A 22,207-nucleotide genomic window follows, 5' to 3' on the forward strand; every position below is an offset into this window, starting at 1 on the left:
CGGGAAAAGCGTCCGCCAGGCCTGCCCGGCTTCGACCAGCCTATGGCACCCGAACCCATGTCAAATCGGGCCTAGGTGGGTGAGTTGCGGGTCCGTTGTGGGCGGGTGGGGTGAGTGGACTTCGGTGGGTGCGGTGCGGGTCCGTCGTGCTCGGTTGTGCCAGTCGCCGAGCTTCCGGTACGGCGCCAACGCCTCGTCGTAGTGCGCCTCCGCGCCCGATCGCCGATCCGGTTCGCCACACCCGGCGCGAGCTCGTACAGCACCCGGCGGTCGTCCCGATGCGGGCGGTACAGCAGGAAGCTGGCCTTTCTACCGCCCGCATCGGTGATTGACGGCCCGCCGGCGTTCCGCTGGGCTGGAGGTGTGGAGCACCGCGTGCTGTCGGCCAGGACGATCGTGCTCTGGGCGGTCGGGCTCGGGGTGGTGGCGGTGGGGTCCGTGGTGCTCCTGCTGGTCACGCTGGGGTCCGGCGAGCCGCAGGACGGTGTGCGGCTGGACGTCGTCCGCACGGCGTCCAGCATCGTGCTCGGCACGGGCGGTGCGGCGGCGTTGCTGCTCACGGCGCGCCGCCAGCGCTACGCGGAGCTGGACCTCGTGCAGAAGGACCACGACGCGACCGAGCGCCGCGTCACCGAGCTGTACGGCAAGGCCGCCGACCAGCTCGGCAGCGACAAGGCGCCGGTCCGGTTGGCCGGGCTGTACGCGCTGGAGCGGTTGGCGCAGGGCAACCCCGCGCACCGGCAGACGATCGTGAACCTGATCTGCGCCTACCTGCGGATGCCGTTCACGCCGCCGCCGGAGGTGCGGGCCAGGACGCGGATCGGGCCGCGCGACGCGCACCGGTTCCAGGAGCTGGAGGTCCGGCAGACCGCGACCGCGCTGCTGGCCGCCCACCTGCGCCCGGACGAGCCCGAGGCGTTCTGGGCGGGCATCGCGCTCGACCTGTCCAACGCCACGCTGGTCAAGCCCACCCTGACCCGCGCCAGGGTCAGGTCCGCGTCGTTCGCCGGCACCACGTTCGTCGGCCCGGCGGCGTTCCGCGGCACGGAGTTCTCCGGCACGGCCGACTTCCGCGACACGTGCTTCCGCGACCTGGCCGACTTCCGGCGGGTCGCGTTCGGCGACTCGGTGTTCCGGGGCGCGGTGTTCGAGGGCCGCACGGACTTCGGCGTGCACACGACGGCCAAGCTGACCGACGCCCGGACGCGGACCGGTGACGTGCGGCGGAAGTGGCCGGCGGGGTGGGTGGAGCGGGCCGCCGAGCCCGGCTGGGCCGAGCTCGTGCCCGTCGACAAACCCGCTTGACCCGAACGGGCGACGTATCCTCCGGCGAACCACCGGTACCTTCACTGTGTGACTACCCGTGAGCGGAGGTGTGACGTGTGCGCCGTCTTCCGCATGTCCCCCCGCCTGACCGCGGGCATCTAAGCGAGCGTCCACTCGGACCACGTGATTCCTCACTCAGCGATGTGACCGCACGGCCCACGACGGGTCCACGCGGGTAGGTCCGCCCGGCTTGCCGGTCGGGCAGCCGCCCGCCGCCGTCGCCGAGCCGGTCGTCCACGCGACTCCGCCCACCGGTGGCACAACCGCGCGACTTGTCGGTCGCGCGCACCGCGGTCGGACGCCGTCAGGCGACGGGTGGCGCACCCGCGGGAGGGATCACCGGAAGTCCCGGTGGCGCGCCCCGCTCCAGCAACGCCCACACCGCGTCGGTGTCGAGGTGGTCGGCGACCAGGTCGCCGAGCAGGTCGAGCTGCGCGGACCGCCGTCCGGCGAAGTCCACGTCCGGCGCGGGGGTGAATCCTTGCCGGCCCGCGTGGCGGGCGGCCCAGCGCAGGAGCGCGCGGCGGAAGCCGTCGTTCTCCAGCAACCCGTGCCAGTGCGTGCCGGCGACCCGGCCGCGCAGGGCGCCCTCCGGCGTGCCGTCCGGCAGGGTGACCAGCCCTTCCTCGGCGTTGCGGGTGACCACGCCGTGGTGGATCTCGTAGCCCGTGACGGGCTCGCCGAACGCGTCGCCCCGTGGCGTGCCCAGCGTCTTGTCCGGCTCGAACCGCACGTCCACGTCGAGCAGGCCCAACCCCGCCACCGCGCCCGCGCGCGACTCCACCGCGTCCTCGATCGTCCGGCCGAGCATCTGGAAACCGCCGCAGATGCCGAGCACCGGACCGTCGTGCGCGGCGATCGCGTCGGCCAGGCCGGTGGTGCGCAACCACCGCAGATCGTCCACCGTCGCCTTCGAGCCGGGCACCACCACGAGGTCCGCGTCGGCCAGCCGGGACGGCTCGGTGACGAACCGCACGGACACACCCGGCTCGCACGCCAGCGCCTCCACGTCCGTGGCGTTGGAGATCCGCGGCAACCGCACCACGGCCACCCGCAGCCACTGGTCGCCGCACGGCGGCTCCGGCCGGCCGATCACGCCGTCCGCCGCGTAGGACAGGGAGTCCTCCGCGTCCAGCCACAGCTCCTCCCGCCACGGCAGCACGCCGAGCACCGGACGCCCGGTGAGGGCGTTCAGCTGCCGCAGTCCCGGTTCGAGCAACGCCGGGTCGCCGCGGAACTTGTTCACCACGAACCCGGCGACCAGCGCCTGGTCGGCCGGGTCGAGCAGGGCCAGCGTGCCGAACAGGTGCGCGAACACCCCGCCCCGGTCGATGTCGCCGACCACGAGCACCGGCAGGTCCGCCGCCCGCGCCAAGCCCATGTTCGCGATGTCGTTCGCCCTGAGGTTGATCTCGGCGGGCGAGCCCGCGCCCTCGCAGACGACCACGTCGAAATCGTCGCGCAGGCCGTCCAGCGTGGTCAGAACCGTGGCGAACAGCTCGGCCTTGCGCTCGCGGTAGGACAGCGCGGACACCTCGCCGACCGCCCGACCCAGCACCACGACCTGCGAGCTGCGGTCGCCGCCCGGCTTGAGCAGCACCGGGTTGAACCGCACGCTCGGCGCCAGCCCGCACGCGGCGGCCTGCACCGCCTGCGCGCGGCCGATCTCGCCGCCGTCGGCCGTCACGACCGAGTTGTTGGACATGTTCTGGGCCTTGAACGGGGCCGTCTTCACCCCTTGCCGCGCGAGCCACCTGCACAGACCGGCCACCAGCACGCTCTTCCCCGCGTCCGACGTGGTGCCGGCCACCAGCAACGCACTGCGCACAATGTCCCCTCGTGTCGGTCCCGACTGACATCATCCACGGCATGGTCGACGTCCCCCCCACCGCGGTCCTGGTGCACAGCCCCTACCTCGGGCCCGCGAGCATGCGCCCGCTCGCCGACGCGCTGGCCCGACTCGGTCACCCCGTGGTGCTGCTCGACCTGCGGGTGACGGTCAACGCCGCGCCCGTCCACCAGCGGCTGCTCGGCGTGTTCGCCGACGCGGTGGAGGACTCCCTGGTCGAGGGCGACCTGGTGCTCGTGGGGCACAGCGGCGCCGGTCCGCTGCTGCCCGCGTTCGCCGACGCCCTGGAGACGCCCGTGCGCGGGCTGGTGTTCCTCGACTCCGACCTGCCCACGCCGGGCCGGAGCTGGCGCGACGACGCGCCCGCCGAGCGGATGGCGCACCTGAAGGCCATCTCGCGGGACGGGCTGATGCCGCGCTGGGACCTGTGGTTCGCGCCCGAGGCGCTGTCGGCGATGGTGCCGGACGTGCGGCTGCTGGAGGAGATCGTGGCCGAGGCGCCCGAGGTGCCGCTGGCGTTCCTGAAGGAGCCCCGGCCCACCGTGGCGTGGACCGGGCCGTGCTCGTACGTGAAGCTCAGCCCCGCCTACGACGCCGCCGCCTCGGCGGCACGCGGGCTCGGCTGGCCCGTGGTGGAGCTGGACAGCCACCACCTGGGCGCGGTGACCTCGCCCGACGAGGTGGCGCAAACCCTGGTGCCGCTGCTCAGCAGACGGTGAGGATCTCCGCGCCGTCCGCGGTGACCACGATCGTGTGCTCGAACTGGGCGGTCCAGCTCTTGTCGCGGGTGGTGACCGTCCAGCCGTCGTCCCACAGGTCGTGCTCGATGCCGCCGAGGGTGATCATCGGCTCGATGGTGAACGTCATGCCCTCTTCGATCACCGTGGGCACGTGCGGCGCGTCGTAGTGCAGCACGACGAGGCCGCTGTGGAAGGTGCGGCCGATGCCGTGGCCGGTGAAGTCGCGCACCACGCCGTAGCCGAAGCGGTTGGCGTAGGACTCGATGACGCGGCCGACCACGTTGAGCTGCCGTCCCGGCTTGACCGCCTTGATGGCGCGCATGGTGGCCTCGTGCGTGCGCTCGACCAGGAGGCGGGCTTCCTCGCTCACGTCGCCGGCCAGGAAGGTGGCGTTCGTGTCGCCGTGCACGCCGCCGATGTAGGCGGTGACGTCGACGTTGACGATGTCACCGTCCTCGACCACGGTCGTGTCGGGGATGCCGTGGCAGATGACCTCGTTCAGCGAGGTGCAGCAGGACTTGGGGAAGCCGCGGTAGCCGAGCGTGGACGGGTACGCCCCGTTGTCGCACAGGAACTCGTGCGCGACCGCGTCGATCTCGTCGGTGGTCACGCCGGGCACGATCACCTTGCCCGCCTCCTGCAACGCCTGCGCCGCCAGTCTGCCCGCGACGCGCATCGCCTCGATCACCTCGGGCGGCTGCACCCAGGGATCGGTGTTGCGCTTGGGTTCGGGTCGGTCGACGTACTCGGGCCGCTCGATCTGGGCGGGCACCGGACGGCGCGGGGACAGCACACCTGGCTGGAGGACGGCACGCACGGACATGCCCTCCAGATTACGGCTCAGCGTGACGGGGCATGCGCCACGTGTCCGTTACGCGGTCGGTTCAACCGTTCCGGGCGAGGCGATCGGCAGCCCCATCTCGTCGGCGGCGGTCAGGAGTCGCTTGTCGTAGGCCACGAACGCGTCCAGGTCCACGCGCAGGCGCAAGGCCGACGCGAGGTGGATCGCGTCGAGCGACTTGAGCGGCAGCGGCAACGCGCCGGCCGCGTCCAACAGGTCCATGGTCATGGTCATCTGGTCGAGCTCGACCAGGATCAACGTGGCTTGCCTGATCGCCTCGTCGCCCTCGGCGCGCACGGCGCGGATCAGCTCGACCCTGGCGAGCGAGCTGCTGACCAGCCGGGCACCGGCTCGGTCGTCCAGCCAGGTGCGCAGCGCGGAGGTCTCGGCCTCGGTTCGCACCAGTTTGGCCAGTGCCGAGGTGTCGAGGTAGATCACCAACGCTCCTCGTCCCGCATCTGGCGCAGCACTTCCGAGATCGGCGTGCCGGACGTGGCGGGCAACGGTTCGGGCAACCGCCCACCTCGGCCGCGGAGCAGCTCACCGTTGGCGACGAGCTGGTCCCGCAGACTCGACGCCCCGTGCTGAGGAGGAACGATCTCGGCGACCACCCGACCGTGATCGGTCACCGCGATCCGTTCCCCGGCCTCGGCCCGCCGCACGTACTCACTCGCGTGGTGGCGGAGTTCACGAAGTCCGACCTGATCCATGTGAAACACGGTATCACATTGATGTTGGACCGTTCAGCCCAACGCGGCCAGGAAGCGGGCCGAGGCGTCGACCGCCGGCGCGGAGCTGTTCGTGCCCAGGAGCAGGGTCGCGAACGCGATGTCGCCGCGGTAGCCGACGAACCAGCCGTGCGAGTTCGTGCCGTCGCCGAACTGCGCCGTGCCCGTCTTGCCCCGCACGTCCCCGTACGGCTTGAGCTGCGGCGCGGTGCCGGTTTCGACCACTTCCCGCATCATCGCCCGCAACGGCTCCAGCACGGCGGGCGCCGGTGGGGTCGGGGTGTGGTCCACCTTCGTCTCCCGGCCCTTCAGCAGCGTGGGCACCGGCATCTTGCCCGTCGCCGTCGTCGCCGCCACCAGGGCCATGCCGAACGGGCTCGCCAGCAGCTTGCCCTGGCCGAAGCCGTCCTCCGCCCGCTCCACCACGTCGGTGGCGGGCGGCACGGAGCCGGTGATCGTGGTGATCGCCGGGATCTCGAAGTCGACACCGAGGCCGAACGAGTCCGCTGCCTTGGTCAGCGCGTCCGGCGCCATCCCCGCCGCGAGCTGCGCGAACGTCGTGTTGCACGAGAACGCGAACGCCGAGTGCAGCGGGATCGTGCCCTTGTCGAACTCGTGGTCGTTCGGCACGATCCGGCGACCGTCGATGACCGCCTTGCCCGGGCACGGCAGCGGGCTGTCCGCCGTCGCCTGCCCGGACGACAGGGCCGCCGCCGCCGTCACGATCTTGAACGTCGACCCCGGCGGGTAACGGCCGCTCAGCGCCATCGGGCCCTCGGCGTCGGCCGCCTCGTTCTGCGCCACCGCCAGGATGTCGCCGGTCGACGCCTGCAACGCCACCAGCATCGCGGCCTGCGGTACGGGCTCCAGCGCGTCCTCCGCCGCCACCTGCACGCCCCGGCTCAACGCGGTCGAGATCGCCTGCGCGGGCTCCGGCGCCTGCTCGTGCAGCGTCTCCACCTCGTCACCGGCCGCGTTCACCGTGTAGACGCGCAGCCCGGCCTTGCCCGCGATCTCCTCCTCCACCGCCTTGCGCACGGCGGGCAGCACCTGCGAGCCGAACGTGCGCGACGGCGCCAGCAGGCTCGTCTGCGTGGTGAACCGGACCCCCGGCAGCTCGTAGATCGCGGGCTTCACGGTCCGGTAGTCCGCGTCACGCAGCGCGGCCACCTGGTAGACCTGCCCGGCGGGGACCTTCGACACCCCGTCCATGATCGCCAACTGGGTGATCGCCGGGTCGATCGGCGTCAGCGCCGCGGCCAGCGCGCCGGCCACCGCGCCCACGTCACCGGCCTCCTGGGCGTTGAGCAGGATCGACACGACCTGCTCCGGCGCGAGCAGCGGCGTGCCGTCGCGGTCCAGCACGGGCGCCAGCGCGGGCTTCACCTCGGCCACCCCGAGCGACTGCTGCACGGCGAGCTTCGGGTGCACGACCGAAGGCGCCCAGTGCACCTTCCAGTCGTCCTCCTCGCGCCGCAGGTCGAACTTCGTCTGGTAGCTCCACGCGTGGTCGTGCCCGAGGTCCCAGTCCAGCTGCGCGGTCGCGTCGGCGGTGGTCGACTCGCCCGCCGAGCGCACCTGCTCGACCTTGGTGGTCAGCCCCTTGGGCTTGAGCACCTCGTGGACCTTGCCCAGCACGTCCTTCGCGCCGCCCGGGTCGTCGGTCAGGCCGGCCGCGCCGTCGACGTCGCCCGCGGCGAGCTTGGCCAGGAAGTCGCCCGCCACCTGGTCCGGGCCGGGACGGGACGAGAACAGGCCGCAGCCGCTGACGAGCAGCAGGACCACCCCGGGAAGGACCAAGCGGGACAGGGACGGCTTGCGCGCGATCACGGCGCCGAGTATGCCCGGTGTGACCGGCCGCACGCCGCGACGGTCTCAGAACAGCACGGTCGCGTACTGGCCGACCTGGGAGAACCCGATCTTGCGGTACGCCGCCTTGGCCACGTCGTTGTAGGAGTTCACGTACAGCGACGCGGTCCGGCCCAGAGTCCTGACCAGGCGTTCGGCCACCGCCGCGGTGCCCGCCGCGCCGATGCCGTGCCCGCGGCGGTCCGGCCGCACCCACACGCCCTGGATCTGGCCGACCTGCGCCGACATGGCCCCGATCTCGGCCTTGAACACCACGTCGCCGCCCTCGAACCGGGCGAACGCCCGCCCGCTCGCGATCAGCTCGGCCACCCGCGCCCGGTAGGACACGCCGCCGTCCTCGGCGCACGGGTCGACGCCGACCTCCTCGATGAACATGGCGATCGCGGCGGGCAGGTACCGGTCGAGCTCGTCGGGCCGGACCGGCCGCACGAGCGGGTCCAGCGGGATCGCCGGGCTGCCGCCCAGCGCCATCAACGGCTGGTCGGCGCGCACCTCGCGGGCCGGTCCCCAGTCCGGGGACAGCTCCTCCCACAGGCCGAGCACCTGCTCGGCGGGCCCGACCAGCGACGAGCACATGCGGCCGCGGCGGCGGGCCCGGTCGGCGAAGCCGCGCAGCGCCTGCGCGTTGCCGCGCAGCGGGATGAGGTTCGGGCCGGCGAAGCACAGCGCGTCGACCCGGCCGCCGCGCAGCGACCGGTGGTCGTACGCCCACACCTCGCCGCCGAGCCGCCACGGGTCCAGACCCGCGACCTCGACCCGTGCGGCGACCATGCAGGACGCCACCGGGTCGGCCGCGAGCACGGCGAGGACCTCGGTCAGGTCCCGCTCGTCGAGCAAGCGCGCGCCAGCCAACCTCAGCACGCCGTCAAGCCTGCCAGATCCACCGCGTTACCCGCGCGTCCGCCACCCGCTCAGCCGACTGCCGGCCCACTCCCGACTGCCCTCAGCCGACCGTGACGACCGGTTCGCCGCCCTCGGCGGTCTCGCCCATCTCCTCGGCGATCCGCATCGCCTCTTCGATCAGGGTCTCCACGATCTGGTGCTCCGGCACGGTCTTGACGACCTTGCCCTTCACGAAGATCTGACCCTTGCCGTTGCCGGAGGCGACCCCGAGGTCGGCCTCGCGCGCCTCACCGGGCCCGTTCACCACGCAGCCCATCACGGCGACCCGCAGCGGCACCTCCATGCCCTCCAGACCGGCCGTGACCTGCTCCGCCAACGTGTAGACGTCGACCTGGGCGCGGCCACAGGACGGGCACGACACGATCTCCAGCTTGCGCGGGCGCAGGTTGAGCGACTGGAGGATCTGGTGCCCGACCTTCACCTCCTCGACCGGGGGAGCCGACAGCGAGACGCGGATCGTGTCCCCGATGCCCTGCCGCAGCAGCGCGCCGAACGCCACCGCCGACTTGATCGTGCCCTGGAACGCCGGGCCCGCCTCCGTCACACCCAGGTGCAGCGGGTAGTCGCACTGCTCGGCCAGCAGCTCGTAGGCCCGGATCATCACCACCGGGTCGTTGTGCTTGACCGAGATCTTCAGGTCGTGGAAGTCGTGCTCGGCGAACAGCGACGCCTCCCACAGCGCCGATTCGGCCAGCGCCTCCGGCGTCGCCTTGCCGTACTTGGCCATCAGCCGCGGGTCCAACGACCCCGCGTTCACGCCGATCCGGATCGGCGTGCCGTGGTCGCGGGCCGCCGCCGCGATCTCCTTGACCTTGTCGTCGAACTTCTTGATGTTGCCCGGGTTCACGCGGACCGCCGCGCACCCGGCCTCGATCGCCGCGAACACGTACTTCGGCTGGAAGTGGATGTCCGCGATCACCGGGATCTGCGACTTCTTCGCGATCGCCGCCAGCGCGTCCGCGTCGTCCTGGGACGGGCACGCCACGCGCACGATGTCGCAGCCCGCCGCCGTCAGCTCGGCGATCTGCTGGAGCGTGGCGTTCACGTCCGCCGTCACCGTCGTCGTCATGGACTGCACGGACACGGGGAACTCACTGCCGACGCCCACCGAGCCCACCATGAGCTGGCGGGTCTTGCGCCGTTCCGACAACACCGGAGGAGGCATCGCCGGCAGGCCGAGCATGACGCCGTCACTCATGGACTACGCACCTCTCACTGTGATCACTGGAAGAGCTTGATCGGGTTGACGATGTCCGCGGTGATCGTCAACAGCGTGACCGATCCGCCGACGAAGATCACGAAGTAGGTCAGCGGCAGCAGTCGCAGGTAGTTGACCGGTGCGCCGTCCGGAAGACCGCGGAGCTTCCGGATCCAGTTTCGCACCCGTTCGTACAGGTTGACGGCGATGTGACCACCGTCAAGCGGCAGCAGCGGCAGGAGGTTGAACACACCCACGAAGAAGTTCAGGCCCGCCAGCATCAGCCAGAACAGCTGCCACAGGCCCCGGTCGACCGCCTCGCCGCCGAGCCTGCTCGCGCCGACCACGCTGACCGGGCTGTCGATGTCGCGCTCGGCGCCGCCGATGGCCTCGATCACGGCCGGGATCTTCTTCGGGAAGTTGATCAGGCCGCGCCAGGTGTTCTCGAACATCGTGCCGGTGAACTGGGTCGCGCCGCCGATCGCGGTGAACGCGTTGTACTCGAAGTTGCGCTGCTGGATGACGCCGATCGCGCCGACCTCTTCCTTGTAGCGCGTGCCGTCCTTGCGCTCCATCTCGCGCTCGACGCGGGCGACGTCGGCGGTGAGGGTCAGCTCACGGCCGTCGCGCAGCACCTTGAACTCCGTGGTGCCGGTCCGCTCGCGGGTCTTCGTCAGCACGTCGGCCCACGTGGGCGTGGCCGCGCCGGCCACCGCCACGATCTCGTCGCCCGCCTGGAAGCCCGCGTCCTTGGCCGGCGACGGCGCACCGGGCGCGCACTCGGCGTCGGTGCTGTTCTGCACGCACGGCGCGACCTCGGCGATCATCGCGCTGTCGCGCAGGTTCGGGATGCCCATGGTGAAGGCCATGAAGTACAAGATGATGAAGCCCACGATGAAGTGGGTGATGGAGCCCGCGGACAGGACCACCACCCGCTTCCAGGTCTTCTGCCGGTTGAACGCGCGGTGCCGGTCCTCCGGCGCGACCTCCTCCAGCGCGGTCATGCCCGTGATCTCGCAGAAGCCACCCGCCGGGATGGCCTTGAGGCCGTACTCGGTCTCGCCGCGGCGGAAGGACCAGATCTTCGGCCCGAACCCGATGAAGTACCGGGTCACCTTCATCCCGAACATCTTCGCGGTGGCCAGGTGGCCGAGCTCGTGCAGCGCGATCGAGATGCCGATGAGCAGGGCGAACAGCAGAATGCCCAGGAAAACGAGCACGTCAGTCCCTTCCAGACCCCACCGAAGTGGCCACGAGTTCCCGCGCCCGCGCCCGGGCCCATTGCTCCGCCGCGAGGACTTCGTCGACGTCGACCGGCTCGTGCGCCCAGCCGTCCGCCTCCGCGAGCACTCCTGCCACAGTGTCCACGATGGAGGTGAACGACGTGCCGCCGCCGAGGAAGACCGCGACCGCTTCCTCGTTCGCCGCGTTGTAGACCGCCGGCAGGCAGCCGCCGCCGGAGCCGGCCTGCCTGGCGAGCCTCACCGCCGGGAACGTCTCGTCGTCCAGCGGCTCGAACGTCCACGCCGTCGCCACGTCGAAGGTACACGCGGCGGCGGCGCCGGGGATCCGGTCTGGCCAGCCCAGCGCCAGCGCGATCGGCAGCTTCATGTCCGGCGGGCTGGCCTGGGCGAGCGTGGAGCCGTCGGTGAAGGTGACCATCGAGTGCACGATCGACTGCGGGTGCACGACCACGTCGATGCGGTCGTAGGGCACGCCGAACAGCAGCTGCGCCTCGATCAGCTCCAGCCCCTTGTTGACGAGGGTGGACGAGTTGACGGTGATGACCGGCCCCATCGACCACGTGGGGTGCGCCATGGCCTCACGCGCGGTGACGTCGGCGAGGTCCGCGCGGGTGCGACCGCGGAACGGGCCGCCGGAGGCGGTGAGGACGAGCTTGGCCACCTCGTCGGGCCGGCCGCCGCGCAGGCACTGGGCCAGCGCGGAGTGCTCGGAGTCGACCGGCACGATCTGGCCCGGCTTGGCCGCCTTGAGCACGAGCGGACCGCCCGCGATCAGCGATTCCTTGTTGGCCAGGGCGAGTGTCGCGCCCGCCTTGAGGGCGTGCAGCGTGGGCGCCAGGCCGATCGAGCCGGTGATGCCGTTGAGCACCACGTCGGCCGGGGTGGAGTCGACCAGGTCGGTCATCGCGGTCGGGCCGGCGAGGATGCGCGGCAGCTTGAACGCGCCCCGCGCGTAGCCGCGCTTCTGCGCCTCGGCGTAGAGGGCGAGCGTGACGTCCTCGACCGCGGTGGCCCGGGCCACGGCCACGGCCTGGACCCCGAACTCGACGGCCTGCGCGGCGAGGGCGGCCGGGTCCGCGCCGCCGGCGGCCAGTCCGACCACGGTGAACCGGTCGCGGTTGGCGGCGATGACGTCGAGGGCCTGGGTGCCGACCGACCCGGTCGACCCGAGTACCAGGACCGTGCGTGGTGTGCTCATCACCGCCCATTGTTCCCGAGCCGACCTGATAGCCCGCACAGCGGTACTTGGATAACGGAACGGTAACGAGGGCGTGGTATCACTCGAACGTGGGCATTCCTCGATCAAGCGCCCCGACGGATCCCCCGTCGCGGCCATCAGGAAGGAGAGCCCCCGTGGGCATCTTGGGTTGGATCGTCCTCGGCCTCATCGCGGGTGCCATCGCCAAGGCCATCATGCCAGGTCGGGACCCCGGCGGCATCATCATCACGATGCTGCTCGGCATCGTCGGCGCCATCATCGGCGGTTTCGTCGGCCAGGCGATTTTCGGGACCAACATCAACACGTTCTTCGACCTGAGCACCTGGCTGCTCGCCATCCTCGGCTCGCTGATCGTGCTTGGCGTCTACCGCATGGTGACCGGTTCCCGAGCCAGGGCATGACGTCGTCCGGAACAACTGACCACTCGGGGTGTGCCCCGTCGGGAAGCCGACGGGGCACACCCCTGCGCGCACTCAGTTCGCCAGCCCCGCGTCGCGCGCCAGCAACGCCGCCTGCACCCGGTTCGTGAGCCCGAGCTTGGCCAGCAGCCTGCTCACGTAGGTCTTCACGGTCGCCTCGCTCATGTGCAGCCGCTGCCCGACGTCGGCGTTGGACATCCCCAGCCCGAGCAGGGCCAGCACCTCGACCTCGCGTTCGGTCAACCCCTCGACCTGGCGCATCGCCGCCTGCCGGCGGGGCTGACCCACCTGGGCCACCATGCCCACCACCCGGCTCGTCACCATGGGTGACAGATAAGCCTCGCCCGAGTGAACGGCGCGCACGGCGCGCAGCAGTTCCTCCGGGGCGGAGTCCTTGAGCAGGAACCCGGCCGCGCCGTCGGACAGCGCCCGGACGATGTTGTCGTCCTCGCCGAACGTGGTGAGCATCACCACCCGCACCGAGGGTGCGACGGTCCGCAGCTCGCGTGCGGCGGCCAGGCCGTCCAGGCGGGGCATGCGGATGTCGAGCACGGCGACGTCCACCCGCCGCTCCAGGGCGATGCGGACCGCTTCCCGCCCGTCACCGGCCTCGGCGACCAGTTCGATGTCGTCGGCGGTGCCGAGGATGGCCTTGATGCCCGCGCGCATCAGCGGCTCGTCGTCGGCGATGAGGACCCGGATCACTGTCACATCCCCTGCAAGTGGGTGTTCTTCTCGACCAGCGTGCCGTCGGCGAAGCAGAACCGCACGATCTTGGTCGCTCGCGAGGAGTAGGTCTGCACGTCGGCGACGCGGTACTCGCACCGCGCGCCGGCGGGCTCGGCATCGGCGTCGGAGTTGAGGTCGCCCAGCGGCGGCTCGGCGCCGCCCGGCAGCTTGGCCATCACCTCCGCCTCCGCCTGCCCGACCGACACCGAGTCGTACAACTCCTCGGACACCACCTTGGTGACGGGTTGCGACCCGATCCACGTGTAGCCGCCGACGACCACCAGCACGACGATCCCGGCCAGCACGATCGAGCCGACGCCCGCCCACTTGCGGATGCCGGTGGGCTTGGCGGGTTCGGGCTGCTCCTCGTCGGACGGCTCGTCGCCCGCCGCGGCGGTGTCCTCGTACGGCAGCACGGCCGCGATGCGGAACCCGCCGGTCGGCAGCTCGCCCACGTGCAGCATGCCGCCCGCCAGCCGCACCCGCTCGCCGAGCCCGATCAGGCCGAACCCGGCGCCGCCGGGCAGCTTCGTCCGCGGCGGGTTGTTGCGCACCTCCACCACCAGCGCGTCCGGTTCGTACTTCACGGTCACCTGCACGCTCGCACCCGGCGCGTGCTTGTTGGCGTTGGTCAGGCCCTCCTGGGCGATGCGGTACGCGGCGTGGCTGACCTTCGCGGGCAGCGGCACGGCCAGGCCGCCGCGGACCAGGCTGACCCGCACCCCCGCCCGGCGCGCGCCGTCGACCAGCTCGTCGATCGCGTCGACGGTCCGGTTGTCCCGGCCGACGGTGCTCCCCCGCACCTGGTCCTCGTCCGGTTCCTCGTCGCGCCGCAGCACGCCGATGACGCCGCGCAGCTCCTCCATCGCGGTGAGGGCCGCGCTGCGCAGCACCTGCACGGCCTCGCGCTGGCGTTCGCCGAGGCCGGTGTCCAGGGCCAGCGCGCCCGCGTGCACGGAGATGAGGCTGAGCCGGTGGCCGAGGCTGTCGTGCATGTCCTGCGCGATCCGGTTGCGCTCGCGCAGCCGCACCTGGCGCGACACCATCCGCCGCTCCCGCACCACGCGCTCCTCGCGTTCCTGCAAGGCCGCGACCAGCGCGTTGCGCTGCGCGACGTACCGGCCGACCAGGAACGGCAGCGCCACGACCATGCAGTAGACGGTCAGCATCACCCACTGGCCGAACGGCCCGGACAGGCCGGGCGCGGACAGGCCCCAGGCGAACATGTGCAGGGCGAGCGCGAGGACGGCGGTGAGCAGCGAGCGCTGCCACGGCGCGATCCGGTAGCCGGCGGCGTAGGAGAGCATCACCACCAGCGCGACGCCGCCGTGCTCGGAGCTGAAGACGACCCACGTGGCCGCCAGCAGGGCCAGCGCGGGGAACAGCAGCCGGGACAGGTAGATCACCACGTACCCGGCGCCCAGCAGGATCAGCGTCCAGCCGGAGAGCCGCGAGTTGCCCGAGACCCAGCCGGGGAACACGTCCAGGCCGAGGAACACGACGACCGCCAGCACCTCGCGCCCCACGCGCAGGGGCGTCACCTGGCCGAGGCGCTCGGCGTGGGCGCGCAGGAACGCGGAGGGCGCCTCCCGGAGATCCGGCAGGGCGGGCCGGAGCCGCTGAACGACAGACGTCACGGGGGACCACGGTAAAGAACCAGCCGCCGGACGGCCGCGTTCATTGGTCTCGACCGCCTCCGACGAAAGTTGACGCAGGTGACGCGCGGCGCGCCCGCCAGGCCACCACGAGCACGCCGGCGATCAGCAGCGCCGCGCTCACCGCCACCATCACCGTCGACAGCGCGACGATCTCCGGCGACACGCCGCGGCGGCCGGCCTGGGCGTACACGAACACCGGCAGCGTGGTCGAGCCCACCCCGGTCAGGTAGCTGGACGTCACCACGTCGTCGAACGACAGCAGGAACGCGAACGCCGCACCCGCCGCCACCGCGGGCGCGACCAGCGGCAACGTGACCGTGCGGAACGCCACCAGCGGGCTCGCGCCGAGGTCGGCGGCGGCCTCTTCGAGCCGGTGGTCCACGCCCGCCACCCGGGACCGCACCACGACCACCACGAAGCTCAACGAGAACGCGACGTGCGCGGCCAGCAGCGCGCCGAACCCGAGCGGGATGCCCGCGAGCTTCACGCAGAACCCGAGCAGCGCCACGCCCAGCACCACCTCGGGCACCACCAGCGGCAGGCTCAGCAGGACCGTCCACACGCCCCGGCCGGGGAACGCGCGCCGCAGGCCGAACGCCGCCAGCGTGCCGACCGCCGTGGCGACGACGGCGCTCGTCGCCGCCAGCCGCAGGCTCAGCCCGAGCGCGTCGAGCACCCGCGCGTCGCGGAACAGCGCCGCGTACCAGCGGACCGACAGCCCGGTGAGGCGGCTCAGCGACCGCGAGTCGTTGAACGACACCAGCGCCAGCCACCCGATCGGCGCGTAGAGGAACAGGAACACCAGGGCGGCGACCGCGCCCAGCGCCCACGGGCGGCGGTTCACAGCACGTCCTCGCCGCGCCGGCCGCGCGCCACCAGCACGACCACCACCAGGACCAGCAGCAACACCGCCATCGCCGACCCGAGCGGCCAGTTGTTGCCGCCGCGGAACTGGTCGTCGATCACGCTGCCGAACGTCGACTGCTCCACGCCGCCGAGCAGCTTCGGCGTGACGAAATCACCGGCCGACGGCACGAAGACCAGCAACGACCCGGCCAGCACGCCCGGGAACACGCCCGGCAGCACCACGCGGAAGAACGTCGAGGCCCGCGCGTGCCCCAAGTCGTAGGACGCCTCCACCAGCCGGTGGTCGAACCGCGCGCACGCCACGTACAAGGGCAGCACCATGAACGGCAGGAACCCGTACGTCAGCCCCACCACCACCGCGCCGTGCGTCAGCAGGAACCCGCCGTCACGGCCCAGGCCCACGGCGCCCAGCAGCCGGTTGACCAGCCCTTCGCCGTCCAGCAGCGCCTTCCACGCGTAGATCCGGGCCAGGTAGCTCGACCAGAACGGCACCAGCACCGCCACCAGCAGCGCGGTCCGGTGCCGGCCGGCGTGCCGGGCGATGAACCAGGCCAGCGGGAAGCCCAGGAGCAGGCACAACGCCGTCGTCACGCCCGCGTACGCCAGCGTGCGGCCGAAGATCGGCAGGAACGCCGGGTCCAGCGCGGTCGCGTAGGCCCGCAGCGTCCACGGCAGCACGGCCCGCGCCACCCCCGTGTCGCGGGTGGCGAAGCTGAACTGCACCACCAGCGCCAGCGGCGCGACCAGGAACAGGCCGAGCCACGCACCGGTCGGCGCGAGCAGACCGGTGGCGACCAGCCACCGCGGCCGGGCCATCAGCCGGTCTTGACCCTGGTCCACGCGTCGGCGTAGCGGGCCTCCACGTCCGCGCCGAGGTCCTTGGTGAACGGCAGCTTGGCCAGTTGCTCGTCCGACGGGTACACCAGCGGGTCGTTCAGCAGCTCCGGCTCGATCATGGGCTTGGCGGCCTCGTTCGGGCTGCCGTAGCGGATGGCGTTGGCCAGCGCCGCGCCGACCGACGGCTCCAGCACGTAGTCGATGAACCGGTGCGCGTTCTCCGCGTGCGGCGCGTCCTTGGGCACGCACAGCAGGTCGACGTAGGACAGGCCGCCCTCGACCGGGATCGCGTAGGCCAGGTCGTCGTTCGCGTCACGGGCCTGGAACGCGTCACCGGAGTACGCCTGCGCCAGCGGCGTCTGGCCCGAGGTCAGCGGCTCGATCACGTCCGAGGTGATCTGGCCGAGCTTCCCCTTCAGCTCCAGCAGCACCTCGACCGCCTCGGCGATCTGCCCGGCGTCGGTGGTGTTCGGGTCGTGCCCGAGCTTGAGCAGGCCGAGCGCCAGCGCGTCGCGCGCCTCGTCCAGGATCGTGGCGCGGCCCTGCGCGGCGGCCAGGTCGTAGGCCGAGAACCCGGTCACGTCGCCGAGCTGCGACTTCGAGTACGCCAGGCCGGTCGTGCCCCAGGCCCACGGCACGGAGTAGGCGTTGCCCGGGTCGTAGTCGGCCTCGGTGAACCGCTTGCCGAGGTTGCCCAGGTTCGGCAGCAGGTCGTGGTCCAGCGGCGTGAGCAGCCCGGAGCGCAGGAACCGGCGCAGGAAGTTGTCGCTGGGCACCACCAGGTCGTACCCGGCCGCGCCGGAGGCGATCTTGGCCTCCATCTCGTCGTTGGAGCTGAAGTTGTCGTAGGTGACCTCGATGCCCGAGGCGTCCTTGAAGCCGGGCAGCGTGTCGGGCGCGATGTAGTCGGTCCAGTTGTAGAAGTTGAGCTTCGGCTCGGCGACCGCGTTGCTCGCCCTCGCGGCCGACGCGGGCGCGCTGCTCGTGCCGGTCGGTGGCGCGTCGCCGACGCCGCACGCCCCGGTCGCGGCGAGGGCGAAGAACGCCGTCGAGCGCAGCACGGTCCGGCGGGTCACCTTCGCGTCCTCCGGGTCCCAGAGTCGGGCGATCCGCAGTGTCCGCTCAGTCATCGGCGCTCCCCAGCAACACGGTGAAGTCGGGATCCCAGGCCATCCGCACGGGTTGCCCCGGCGAGCCCGCGTCGGCGACGCGGTGGGTGTTCTGCGCGAACGCGACCAGCTCCGCGCCGCCCGGCACGTCCACCACGTACTGCGTGGACACGCCCGCGTACACGACGTCGCGGACCGTGCCGGTGAGCACGCACCAGCCCGTCGGCGGTTCGTCGGCGAGGTCGTGCAGGTGCACCTTCTCCGGGCGCACGGTCGCCGCGACCCGTTGCCCGTGGCGGACCTCGTGGCCGTTCAGCGGCGCCCTGAGGCCGGTGACGCCCGGCGCGTCGAGCACCGCCCAGCGACCGTCCACACCGGACACCCGGGCGTCGAGGATGTTGGAGGTGCCGATGAAACCGGCGACGAACCGGGTGGCCGGGCGCTCGTAGACGTCCTCCGGGTAGCCGACCTGCGCCACCCGGCCCGCGTTCATCACGGCGACGCGGTGCGACAGCACCAGCGCCTCCTCCTGGTCGTGCGTGACGTAGAGGAAGGTGGTGCCGACCTCGCGCTGGATGCGCATCAGCTCGATCTGCAACTCCTTGCGCAGCACCGCGTCCAACGCGCCGAGGGGCTCGTCCAGCAATAACAGCCGGGGGCCGGCGGCGAGCGCGCGGGCGATGGCGACGCGTTGCTGCTGGCCGCCGGAGAGCTGCGCGGGCCGCCGCTTCGCGTACCGCTCCAGTCGGACCAGTTCCAGGTGCTCCCCGACGACCTGCTTCAGCCGCGCGCCGCGCACGCCCTTGCGCTTGACGCCGTAGGCGACGTTGTCCCACACCGACAGGTGCGGGAACAGGGCGTAGGACTGGAAGACCGTGTTCACGTCACGCCGGTAGGGCGGCACGCCGACCACGTCCACGCCGTCGAGCTCGATCCGGCCCGCGGTCGGGTCCTCGAACCCGGCGATCATGCGCAGCAACGTGGTCTTGCCGCAGCCGGAGGGGCCGAGGACGGAGAAGAATTCGCCTTCGTGGATCCGCAACGTGACGTCGTCGACCGCGGTCTGGTCGGCGAAGCGCTTGGTGACGCCGTGGACGCCGACTTCGACCGGTGCGAAGGTGTCCGGCGTGCGGCCCTCGGCCGGGTGGAACCGTTCGGTCAACCTCGTCGCCCTTCTGGGCGGTTGCGGCGCCCGTTCCGGCCTGGCGGGGTGCGGTGCGAACACGCGGCGGGTACGCGCGAGGGCCGAGGGTAGACGTCACGGCGGTGCCGCGCACCTCACGTCTCGCCTGGCGCGCGGGTGTGCGACGATGACGCCGTTGGTGAACGTGATCGGGCAGGAAGGTCGTGCGGCTGTGTCTTCGTCCTCGGAACTGGACAAGCGTCCGGCGGTCGACACCCACGAAGAGCCGTCGGCCGAGTGGGGTTGGCACGGCACCTTCCCCAAGGGCATCAAGATCGCGGGCTGGCTCTCCACCCTCGCGGTGTTCTCCCTGCTGATCGGCAACCACCACGGCCAGACCGAGAACATCTGGGTGATCCTGACGGGCCTCACCATGGCCGCCCTGCTGATCTGGGACCAGGTCCGCAGCCGCACCTCCTGGCGCCGCTAGACCCTCGGCGGTAGGTCAACTGCCTTGCCGCGCAGCGCCCTCACCGGCCGCGGACGAGTTGTCGACGGCTCACTGATCGGCTGACCGGCTCCACCGCTGCACCGCGGGTGAGGACAGCGCGATGTCGGCGAGTCAGCCTTCGAACCGGTCCCGATCCCGCCGGTCGAGCGACCCTTGCCAATCGGTCTCCACGAGGCTGCCGTCGGGCAGGACTCCGACCCGGCGGCTCCGCAACTCCTCGAGCAGGTCCTCGACATCGACGGACAAACCGTCGAGTTCATCGGACTCCGCACGTCGAAGCCGCACCACGAGGGAAATCGGCAGGCCGACCCGGATGCCCAGACTGGCGATTTCGGCGAATTGGTAATCCTCGTCCTGCCCTGGAGTGCCGATTTCGAGCGCCCGGAGGAACGGCGAATAATAGGCGAGCATGAAGCGGTCCCTGGTCACGTCCAAGGCGACCGCCTCGACGTCGTCGGCGTCCGGGTCGAAGGCCTCCAAGTGCAGGGGCCCGTTCCGCCGGGGAAAGTGTGCGACACACCCCAGAGCCACCCATGGCGGCTTACCCTCCACTGCTGAGACCGAGCGCTTTTGGGCCTCCAGCGCACGCCGCACCTCAAGGGGGACCCTGCCGGAACGACCCTTGGCCTCGGCGACCACCCAGCCTCGTGGCGAGATCCCGAACAGGTCAGCTCGGCGCCGTGCTGCGCCGAAGCGAACGCCGTATTCCGCGGAGTACCGGTCGACGTGGAGCAGATGACTCACACCCAACTGGGTCCGACAGAAGATGGCGGTCATCGCTTGACCCAACGCATACGAAACCGCAGCCGACTCCGACCGATCCAAGGTCAACGCCAAATCCGAGCGCACCAATTCCGCCCCGTAGGTCCGACGGACATAAGCCGGAATGAGCGACGCCCGGTGCAACCATTCATATACCGATGACTTACCGTGAGCGAACTCGTCACCGGGGGCGCGACCCGTCATGAAGAGCGCATGCGCGAGATCGTTCGCCGAGAACTGCAGGAAATCCCGATGCGGAACCACGCCGGCGGGGAACGCGAACGCACGGAAGGGCACCCGGAAATCAGGGGGTGGATTCCTCACGGTCAACATTCGGCAGAGACACCGTTCGTGCGCAGGGTCGGCTCGCACGCCGCTCGCGACGCACTCTAGCGACTCCGCAGGGAGCCGATCACGTCACGCTACGACGACCGGCGGACCTCGGCGCCCCCAACGCCGCCTCAACGCGGTCGGTACACGTCGGCACGGTGTTCGACGCGGAGCACGGTGACCTCACGTCGTTCGTCGTCGATCTCGTACAGCACCCGGAAGGCGCCACGCCGAGCCGAGTGGACACCTTCCAGTTCGTACCGCAGCGGTTTGCCGACCCTGTGGGGGTTTTCCAGCAATGTGCGGGTGATGAACTCGATCACGGCCGACGCCACGCCCTCGGGCAACTTGTCCTGGATGGTTCGCGCAGCACTGGTCGCCACGTGAAGCTCGTACGGCTCGGTCACGAACGTGGCCGCAGTGCTCGAACCGCCTCCACACCGCTCACCACGTCGCCACGGGCCACCTCGTCGCGGGACTGCCTGATCGCCGCCACCGCGTTGGGGTCACTGAGGATCTCCAGCGTCTCCTCAAGCGCCGCCAAGTCCTCGTACCCGATCAGCACGGCCGCAGGTCGCCCGTTCCGGGTGACCACGACGCGCTCGTGCTCGCGCTCGGCCCGGTCGATGAAGTCCGACAGGTGGTCGCGCACCGATCGCAGCGGCTCGATGGTCATGGCCACAATTGTGGCACAACTGACCGCAGACCTTCCAGCGCTCAGCCCTCGGCGGCGAGCTGGCCGCAGGCGGCGGCGATTTCCTGACCCCGGGTGTCACGCACGGTGCACGCGACGCCCTGGTCGTTGACCCTCCGGACGAACTCGCGCTCCACCGGCTTCGGCGACGCGTCCCACTTCGAGCCCGGCGTGGGGTTCAGCGGGATGACGTTGACGTGGACGAGCTGGCCCAAGTGCCGGCGCAGCAGCTTGCCCAGCATGTCCGCACGCCACGGCTGGTCGTTGATGTCGCGGATCAGGGCGTACTCGATCGACACGCGGCGGCCGGTGCGGTCGGCGTAGCCGCGAGCCGCCTCCAGCACCTCGGCCACCTTCCACCGGGTGTTGACCGGCACCAACGTGTCGCGCAGCTCGTCGTCCGGCGTGTGCAGCGACACCGCCAGCCGGACCTGGAGGTTCTCCTCGGTCAGCTTCCGGATCGCCGGCACCAGGCCCACGGTCGACACCGTCACCGAGCGCTGCGAGATCCCCAGACCCTCCGGAGCCGGGTCGCAGATGCGGTGCACCGCCTCGACCACGCGCTTGTAGTTGGCCAGCGGCTCGCCCATGCCCATGAACACGATGTTCGACAGCCGTCCCGGCCCGCCGGGCAGCTCGCCGTCACGCATGGCCGCCGCACCGCGCCGCACCTGGTCCACGATCTCCGCCGTGGACAGGTTCCGGGTCAGGCCGCCCTGCCCCGTCGCGCAGAACGGGCACGCCATGCCGCAGCCCGCCTGCGACGAGATGCACAGCGTGGCGCGGTCCGGGTAGCGCATCAGGACGCTCTCGACCAACGTGCCGTCGTGGGCGCGCAGCAACGTCTTGCGCGTCGTGCCGCCGTCGGCCTCGACGCTGCGCAGCTCCGTCCACAACGGCGGCATCAGGTCGGTCACCAGGCGTTCCCGCGCGGCGGCGGGGATGTCGGTCATCGCGTCGGGGTCGACGGTCAGCCGGCCGAAGTAGTGGTTCGACAGCTGCGCGGCGCGGAAGGGCTTCTCACCGAGTGCGGTGACGGCCTCTCGACGCTGGTCGGCGGAGAGGTCGGCGAGGTGGCGCGGCGGCAGCCCGCGCTTGGGCGCGTCGAAGACGAGGGGGAGGGCAGTCATAGCGCCCTCCAGTGTCCCACGCGCGCGCCGCACCCATGACCACGCCGACTGCGATCGCCATCACCGTTGCATCGCGATACGTTCCGATATATCGTCGACACGTCGCAACCGATCGATACGA

23 protein-coding genes are annotated in these 22,207 nt (G+C 71.4%); 4 read left to right on the forward strand and 19 right to left on the reverse strand.

The features are described from left to right. The first annotated feature begins 324 nt into the window (after positions 1-324). Positions 325-1,305: a pentapeptide repeat-containing protein gene (locus ABTZ99_RS32080; protein WP_498780606.1), complete on the forward strand. Its 981-nt coding sequence runs from the start codon at positions 325-327 to the stop codon at positions 1,303-1,305. 325 nt (positions 1,306-1,630) lie between these two features. On the opposite strand, the gene ABTZ99_RS32085 is transcribed toward ABTZ99_RS32080, so the two are convergent. After that, positions 1,631-3,154 (reverse strand): cobyric acid synthase, encoded by a 1,524-nt coding sequence (locus tag ABTZ99_RS32085; RefSeq protein WP_499616602.1) that lies wholly within the window; start codon positions 3,152-3,154, stop codon positions 1,631-1,633. A 41-nt stretch (positions 3,155-3,195) separates the two neighbouring features. Here ABTZ99_RS32085 and ABTZ99_RS32090 point away from each other — a divergent pair, with 41 nt between their 5' ends. Beyond that, positions 3,196-3,894 carry an alpha/beta fold hydrolase gene (locus tag ABTZ99_RS32090; RefSeq protein ID WP_499616605.1) on the forward strand — a complete coding sequence of 233 codons (699 nt, stop codon included), beginning with the start codon at positions 3,196-3,198 and terminating at the stop codon, positions 3,892-3,894. Here the strand turns inward: ABTZ99_RS32090 and map are convergent. The 8 genes from map to dxr all read right to left on the reverse strand — a co-directional run bounded on the left by map (position 3,881) and on the right by dxr (position 11,896). After that, a complete protein-coding gene (map, locus tag ABTZ99_RS32095) occupies positions 3,881-4,738 on the reverse strand; it encodes a type I methionyl aminopeptidase (RefSeq protein WP_498780601.1) in 858 nt (285 codons plus the stop codon). The genes ABTZ99_RS32090 and map overlap by 14 nt on opposite strands. Positions 4,739-4,786: 48 nt before the next feature. Then, positions 4,787-5,194: a type II toxin-antitoxin system VapC family toxin gene (locus ABTZ99_RS32100; RefSeq protein ID WP_498780599.1), complete on the reverse strand. Its 408-nt coding sequence runs from the start codon at positions 5,192-5,194 to the stop codon at positions 4,787-4,789. Beyond that, positions 5,191-5,466 (reverse strand): type II toxin-antitoxin system Phd/YefM family antitoxin, encoded by a 276-nt coding sequence (locus ABTZ99_RS32105; protein WP_498780598.1) that lies wholly within the window; start codon positions 5,464-5,466, stop codon positions 5,191-5,193. Before ABTZ99_RS32105 ends, ABTZ99_RS32100 begins: the two co-directional genes overlap by 4 nt. A gap of 33 nt (positions 5,467-5,499) precedes the next feature. Then, positions 5,500-7,314: a penicillin-binding transpeptidase domain-containing protein gene (locus tag ABTZ99_RS32110; protein ID WP_499616609.1), complete on the reverse strand. Its 1,815-nt coding sequence runs from the start codon at positions 7,312-7,314 to the stop codon at positions 5,500-5,502. Positions 7,315-7,359: 45 nt separating this feature from the next. Further along, positions 7,360-8,214, reverse strand: coding sequence for a GNAT family N-acetyltransferase (locus tag ABTZ99_RS32115; RefSeq protein WP_498780595.1), 855 nt, complete (start codon positions 8,212-8,214; stop codon positions 7,360-7,362). Between the two features lie 82 nt (positions 8,215-8,296). Further along, on the reverse strand, positions 8,297-9,454 hold the full coding sequence (gene ispG, locus ABTZ99_RS32120) for a flavodoxin-dependent (E)-4-hydroxy-3-methylbut-2-enyl-diphosphate synthase (RefSeq protein WP_230567648.1): 1,158 nt from the start codon (positions 9,452-9,454) through the stop codon (positions 8,297-8,299). Between the two features lie 23 nt (positions 9,455-9,477). After that, a complete protein-coding gene (locus ABTZ99_RS32125; RefSeq protein WP_498780593.1) occupies positions 9,478-10,674 on the reverse strand; it encodes a M50 family metallopeptidase in 1,197 nt (398 codons plus the stop codon). 1 nt (position 10,675) lies between these two features. Further along, a complete protein-coding gene (dxr, locus tag ABTZ99_RS32130; RefSeq protein ID WP_499616614.1) occupies positions 10,676-11,896 on the reverse strand; it encodes a 1-deoxy-D-xylulose-5-phosphate reductoisomerase in 1,221 nt (406 codons plus the stop codon). Positions 11,897-12,051: 155 nt separating this feature from the next. Here dxr and ABTZ99_RS32135 point away from each other — a divergent pair, with 155 nt between their 5' ends. Further along, positions 12,052-12,318, forward strand: coding sequence for a GlsB/YeaQ/YmgE family stress response membrane protein (locus ABTZ99_RS32135; protein WP_498780590.1), 267 nt, complete (start codon positions 12,052-12,054; stop codon positions 12,316-12,318). A 72-nt stretch (positions 12,319-12,390) separates the two neighbouring features. Here ABTZ99_RS32135 and ABTZ99_RS32140 read toward each other — a convergent pair whose 3' ends face one another. The 6 genes from ABTZ99_RS32140 to ABTZ99_RS32165 are packed head-to-tail and all read right to left on the reverse strand — an operon-like array spanning position 12,391 to position 18,698. Then, positions 12,391-13,041 (reverse strand): response regulator, encoded by a 651-nt coding sequence (locus tag ABTZ99_RS32140; protein WP_498784810.1) that lies wholly within the window; start codon positions 13,039-13,041, stop codon positions 12,391-12,393. Positions 13,042-13,043: 2 nt separating this feature from the next. Then, the gene (locus tag ABTZ99_RS32145; RefSeq protein WP_498784812.1) at positions 13,044-14,702 is read right to left on the reverse strand and encodes a sensor histidine kinase; all 1,659 of its coding nucleotides are present in this window, start codon (positions 14,700-14,702) and stop codon (positions 13,044-13,046) included. A 40-nt stretch (positions 14,703-14,742) separates the two neighbouring features. Next, positions 14,743-15,567 carry an ABC transporter permease gene (locus ABTZ99_RS32150; RefSeq protein ID WP_498784814.1) on the reverse strand — a complete coding sequence of 275 codons (825 nt, stop codon included), beginning with the start codon at positions 15,565-15,567 and terminating at the stop codon, positions 14,743-14,745. Further along, positions 15,564-16,430, reverse strand: coding sequence for an ABC transporter permease (locus ABTZ99_RS32155; RefSeq protein ID WP_498784816.1), 867 nt, complete (start codon positions 16,428-16,430; stop codon positions 15,564-15,566). Before ABTZ99_RS32155 ends, ABTZ99_RS32150 begins: the two co-directional genes overlap by 4 nt. Then, positions 16,406-17,557, reverse strand: a complete 1,152-nt coding sequence (locus ABTZ99_RS32160) for a polyamine ABC transporter substrate-binding protein (protein WP_498784818.1) — start codon at positions 17,555-17,557, stop codon at positions 16,406-16,408. Before ABTZ99_RS32160 ends, ABTZ99_RS32155 begins: the two co-directional genes overlap by 25 nt. Further along, entirely contained in the window at positions 17,550-18,698 is a 1,149-nt protein-coding gene (locus tag ABTZ99_RS32165) for an ABC transporter ATP-binding protein (RefSeq protein ID WP_499616619.1), read from the reverse strand. Before ABTZ99_RS32165 ends, ABTZ99_RS32160 begins: the two co-directional genes overlap by 8 nt. Before the next feature lie 193 nt (positions 18,699-18,891). Between ABTZ99_RS32165 and ABTZ99_RS32170 the strand changes: the two genes are divergently transcribed. Further along, a complete protein-coding gene (locus tag ABTZ99_RS32170; RefSeq protein WP_498784822.1) occupies positions 18,892-19,149 on the forward strand; it encodes a DUF2631 domain-containing protein in 258 nt (85 codons plus the stop codon). Positions 19,150-19,281: 132 nt separating this feature from the next. Here ABTZ99_RS32170 and ABTZ99_RS32175 read toward each other — a convergent pair whose 3' ends face one another. The 4 genes from ABTZ99_RS32175 to rlmN form a co-directional block, all read right to left on the reverse strand. Beyond that, positions 19,282-20,229, reverse strand: coding sequence for a hypothetical protein (locus tag ABTZ99_RS32175; RefSeq protein WP_499616622.1), 948 nt, complete (start codon positions 20,227-20,229; stop codon positions 19,282-19,284). A gap of 164 nt (positions 20,230-20,393) precedes the next feature. Further along, on the reverse strand, positions 20,394-20,669 hold the full coding sequence (locus ABTZ99_RS32180; protein ID WP_498784826.1) for a type II toxin-antitoxin system RelE family toxin: 276 nt from the start codon (positions 20,667-20,669) through the stop codon (positions 20,394-20,396). Continuing rightward, entirely contained in the window at positions 20,666-20,938 is a 273-nt protein-coding gene (locus ABTZ99_RS32185; RefSeq protein WP_498784828.1) for a type II toxin-antitoxin system Phd/YefM family antitoxin, read from the reverse strand. The genes ABTZ99_RS32180 and ABTZ99_RS32185 overlap by 4 nt, the downstream gene beginning before the upstream one ends. A gap of 41 nt (positions 20,939-20,979) precedes the next feature. Further along, on the reverse strand, positions 20,980-22,086 hold the full coding sequence (gene rlmN / locus ABTZ99_RS32190) for a dual-specificity RNA methyltransferase RlmN (RefSeq protein ID WP_498784830.1): 1,107 nt from the start codon (positions 22,084-22,086) through the stop codon (positions 20,980-20,982). Positions 22,087-22,207: the final 121 nt, after the last annotated feature.

The organism is Actinosynnema sp. NPDC002837 (assembly GCF_040295345.1).
Lineage (GTDB): Bacteria > Actinomycetota > Actinomycetes > Mycobacteriales > Pseudonocardiaceae > Actinosynnema.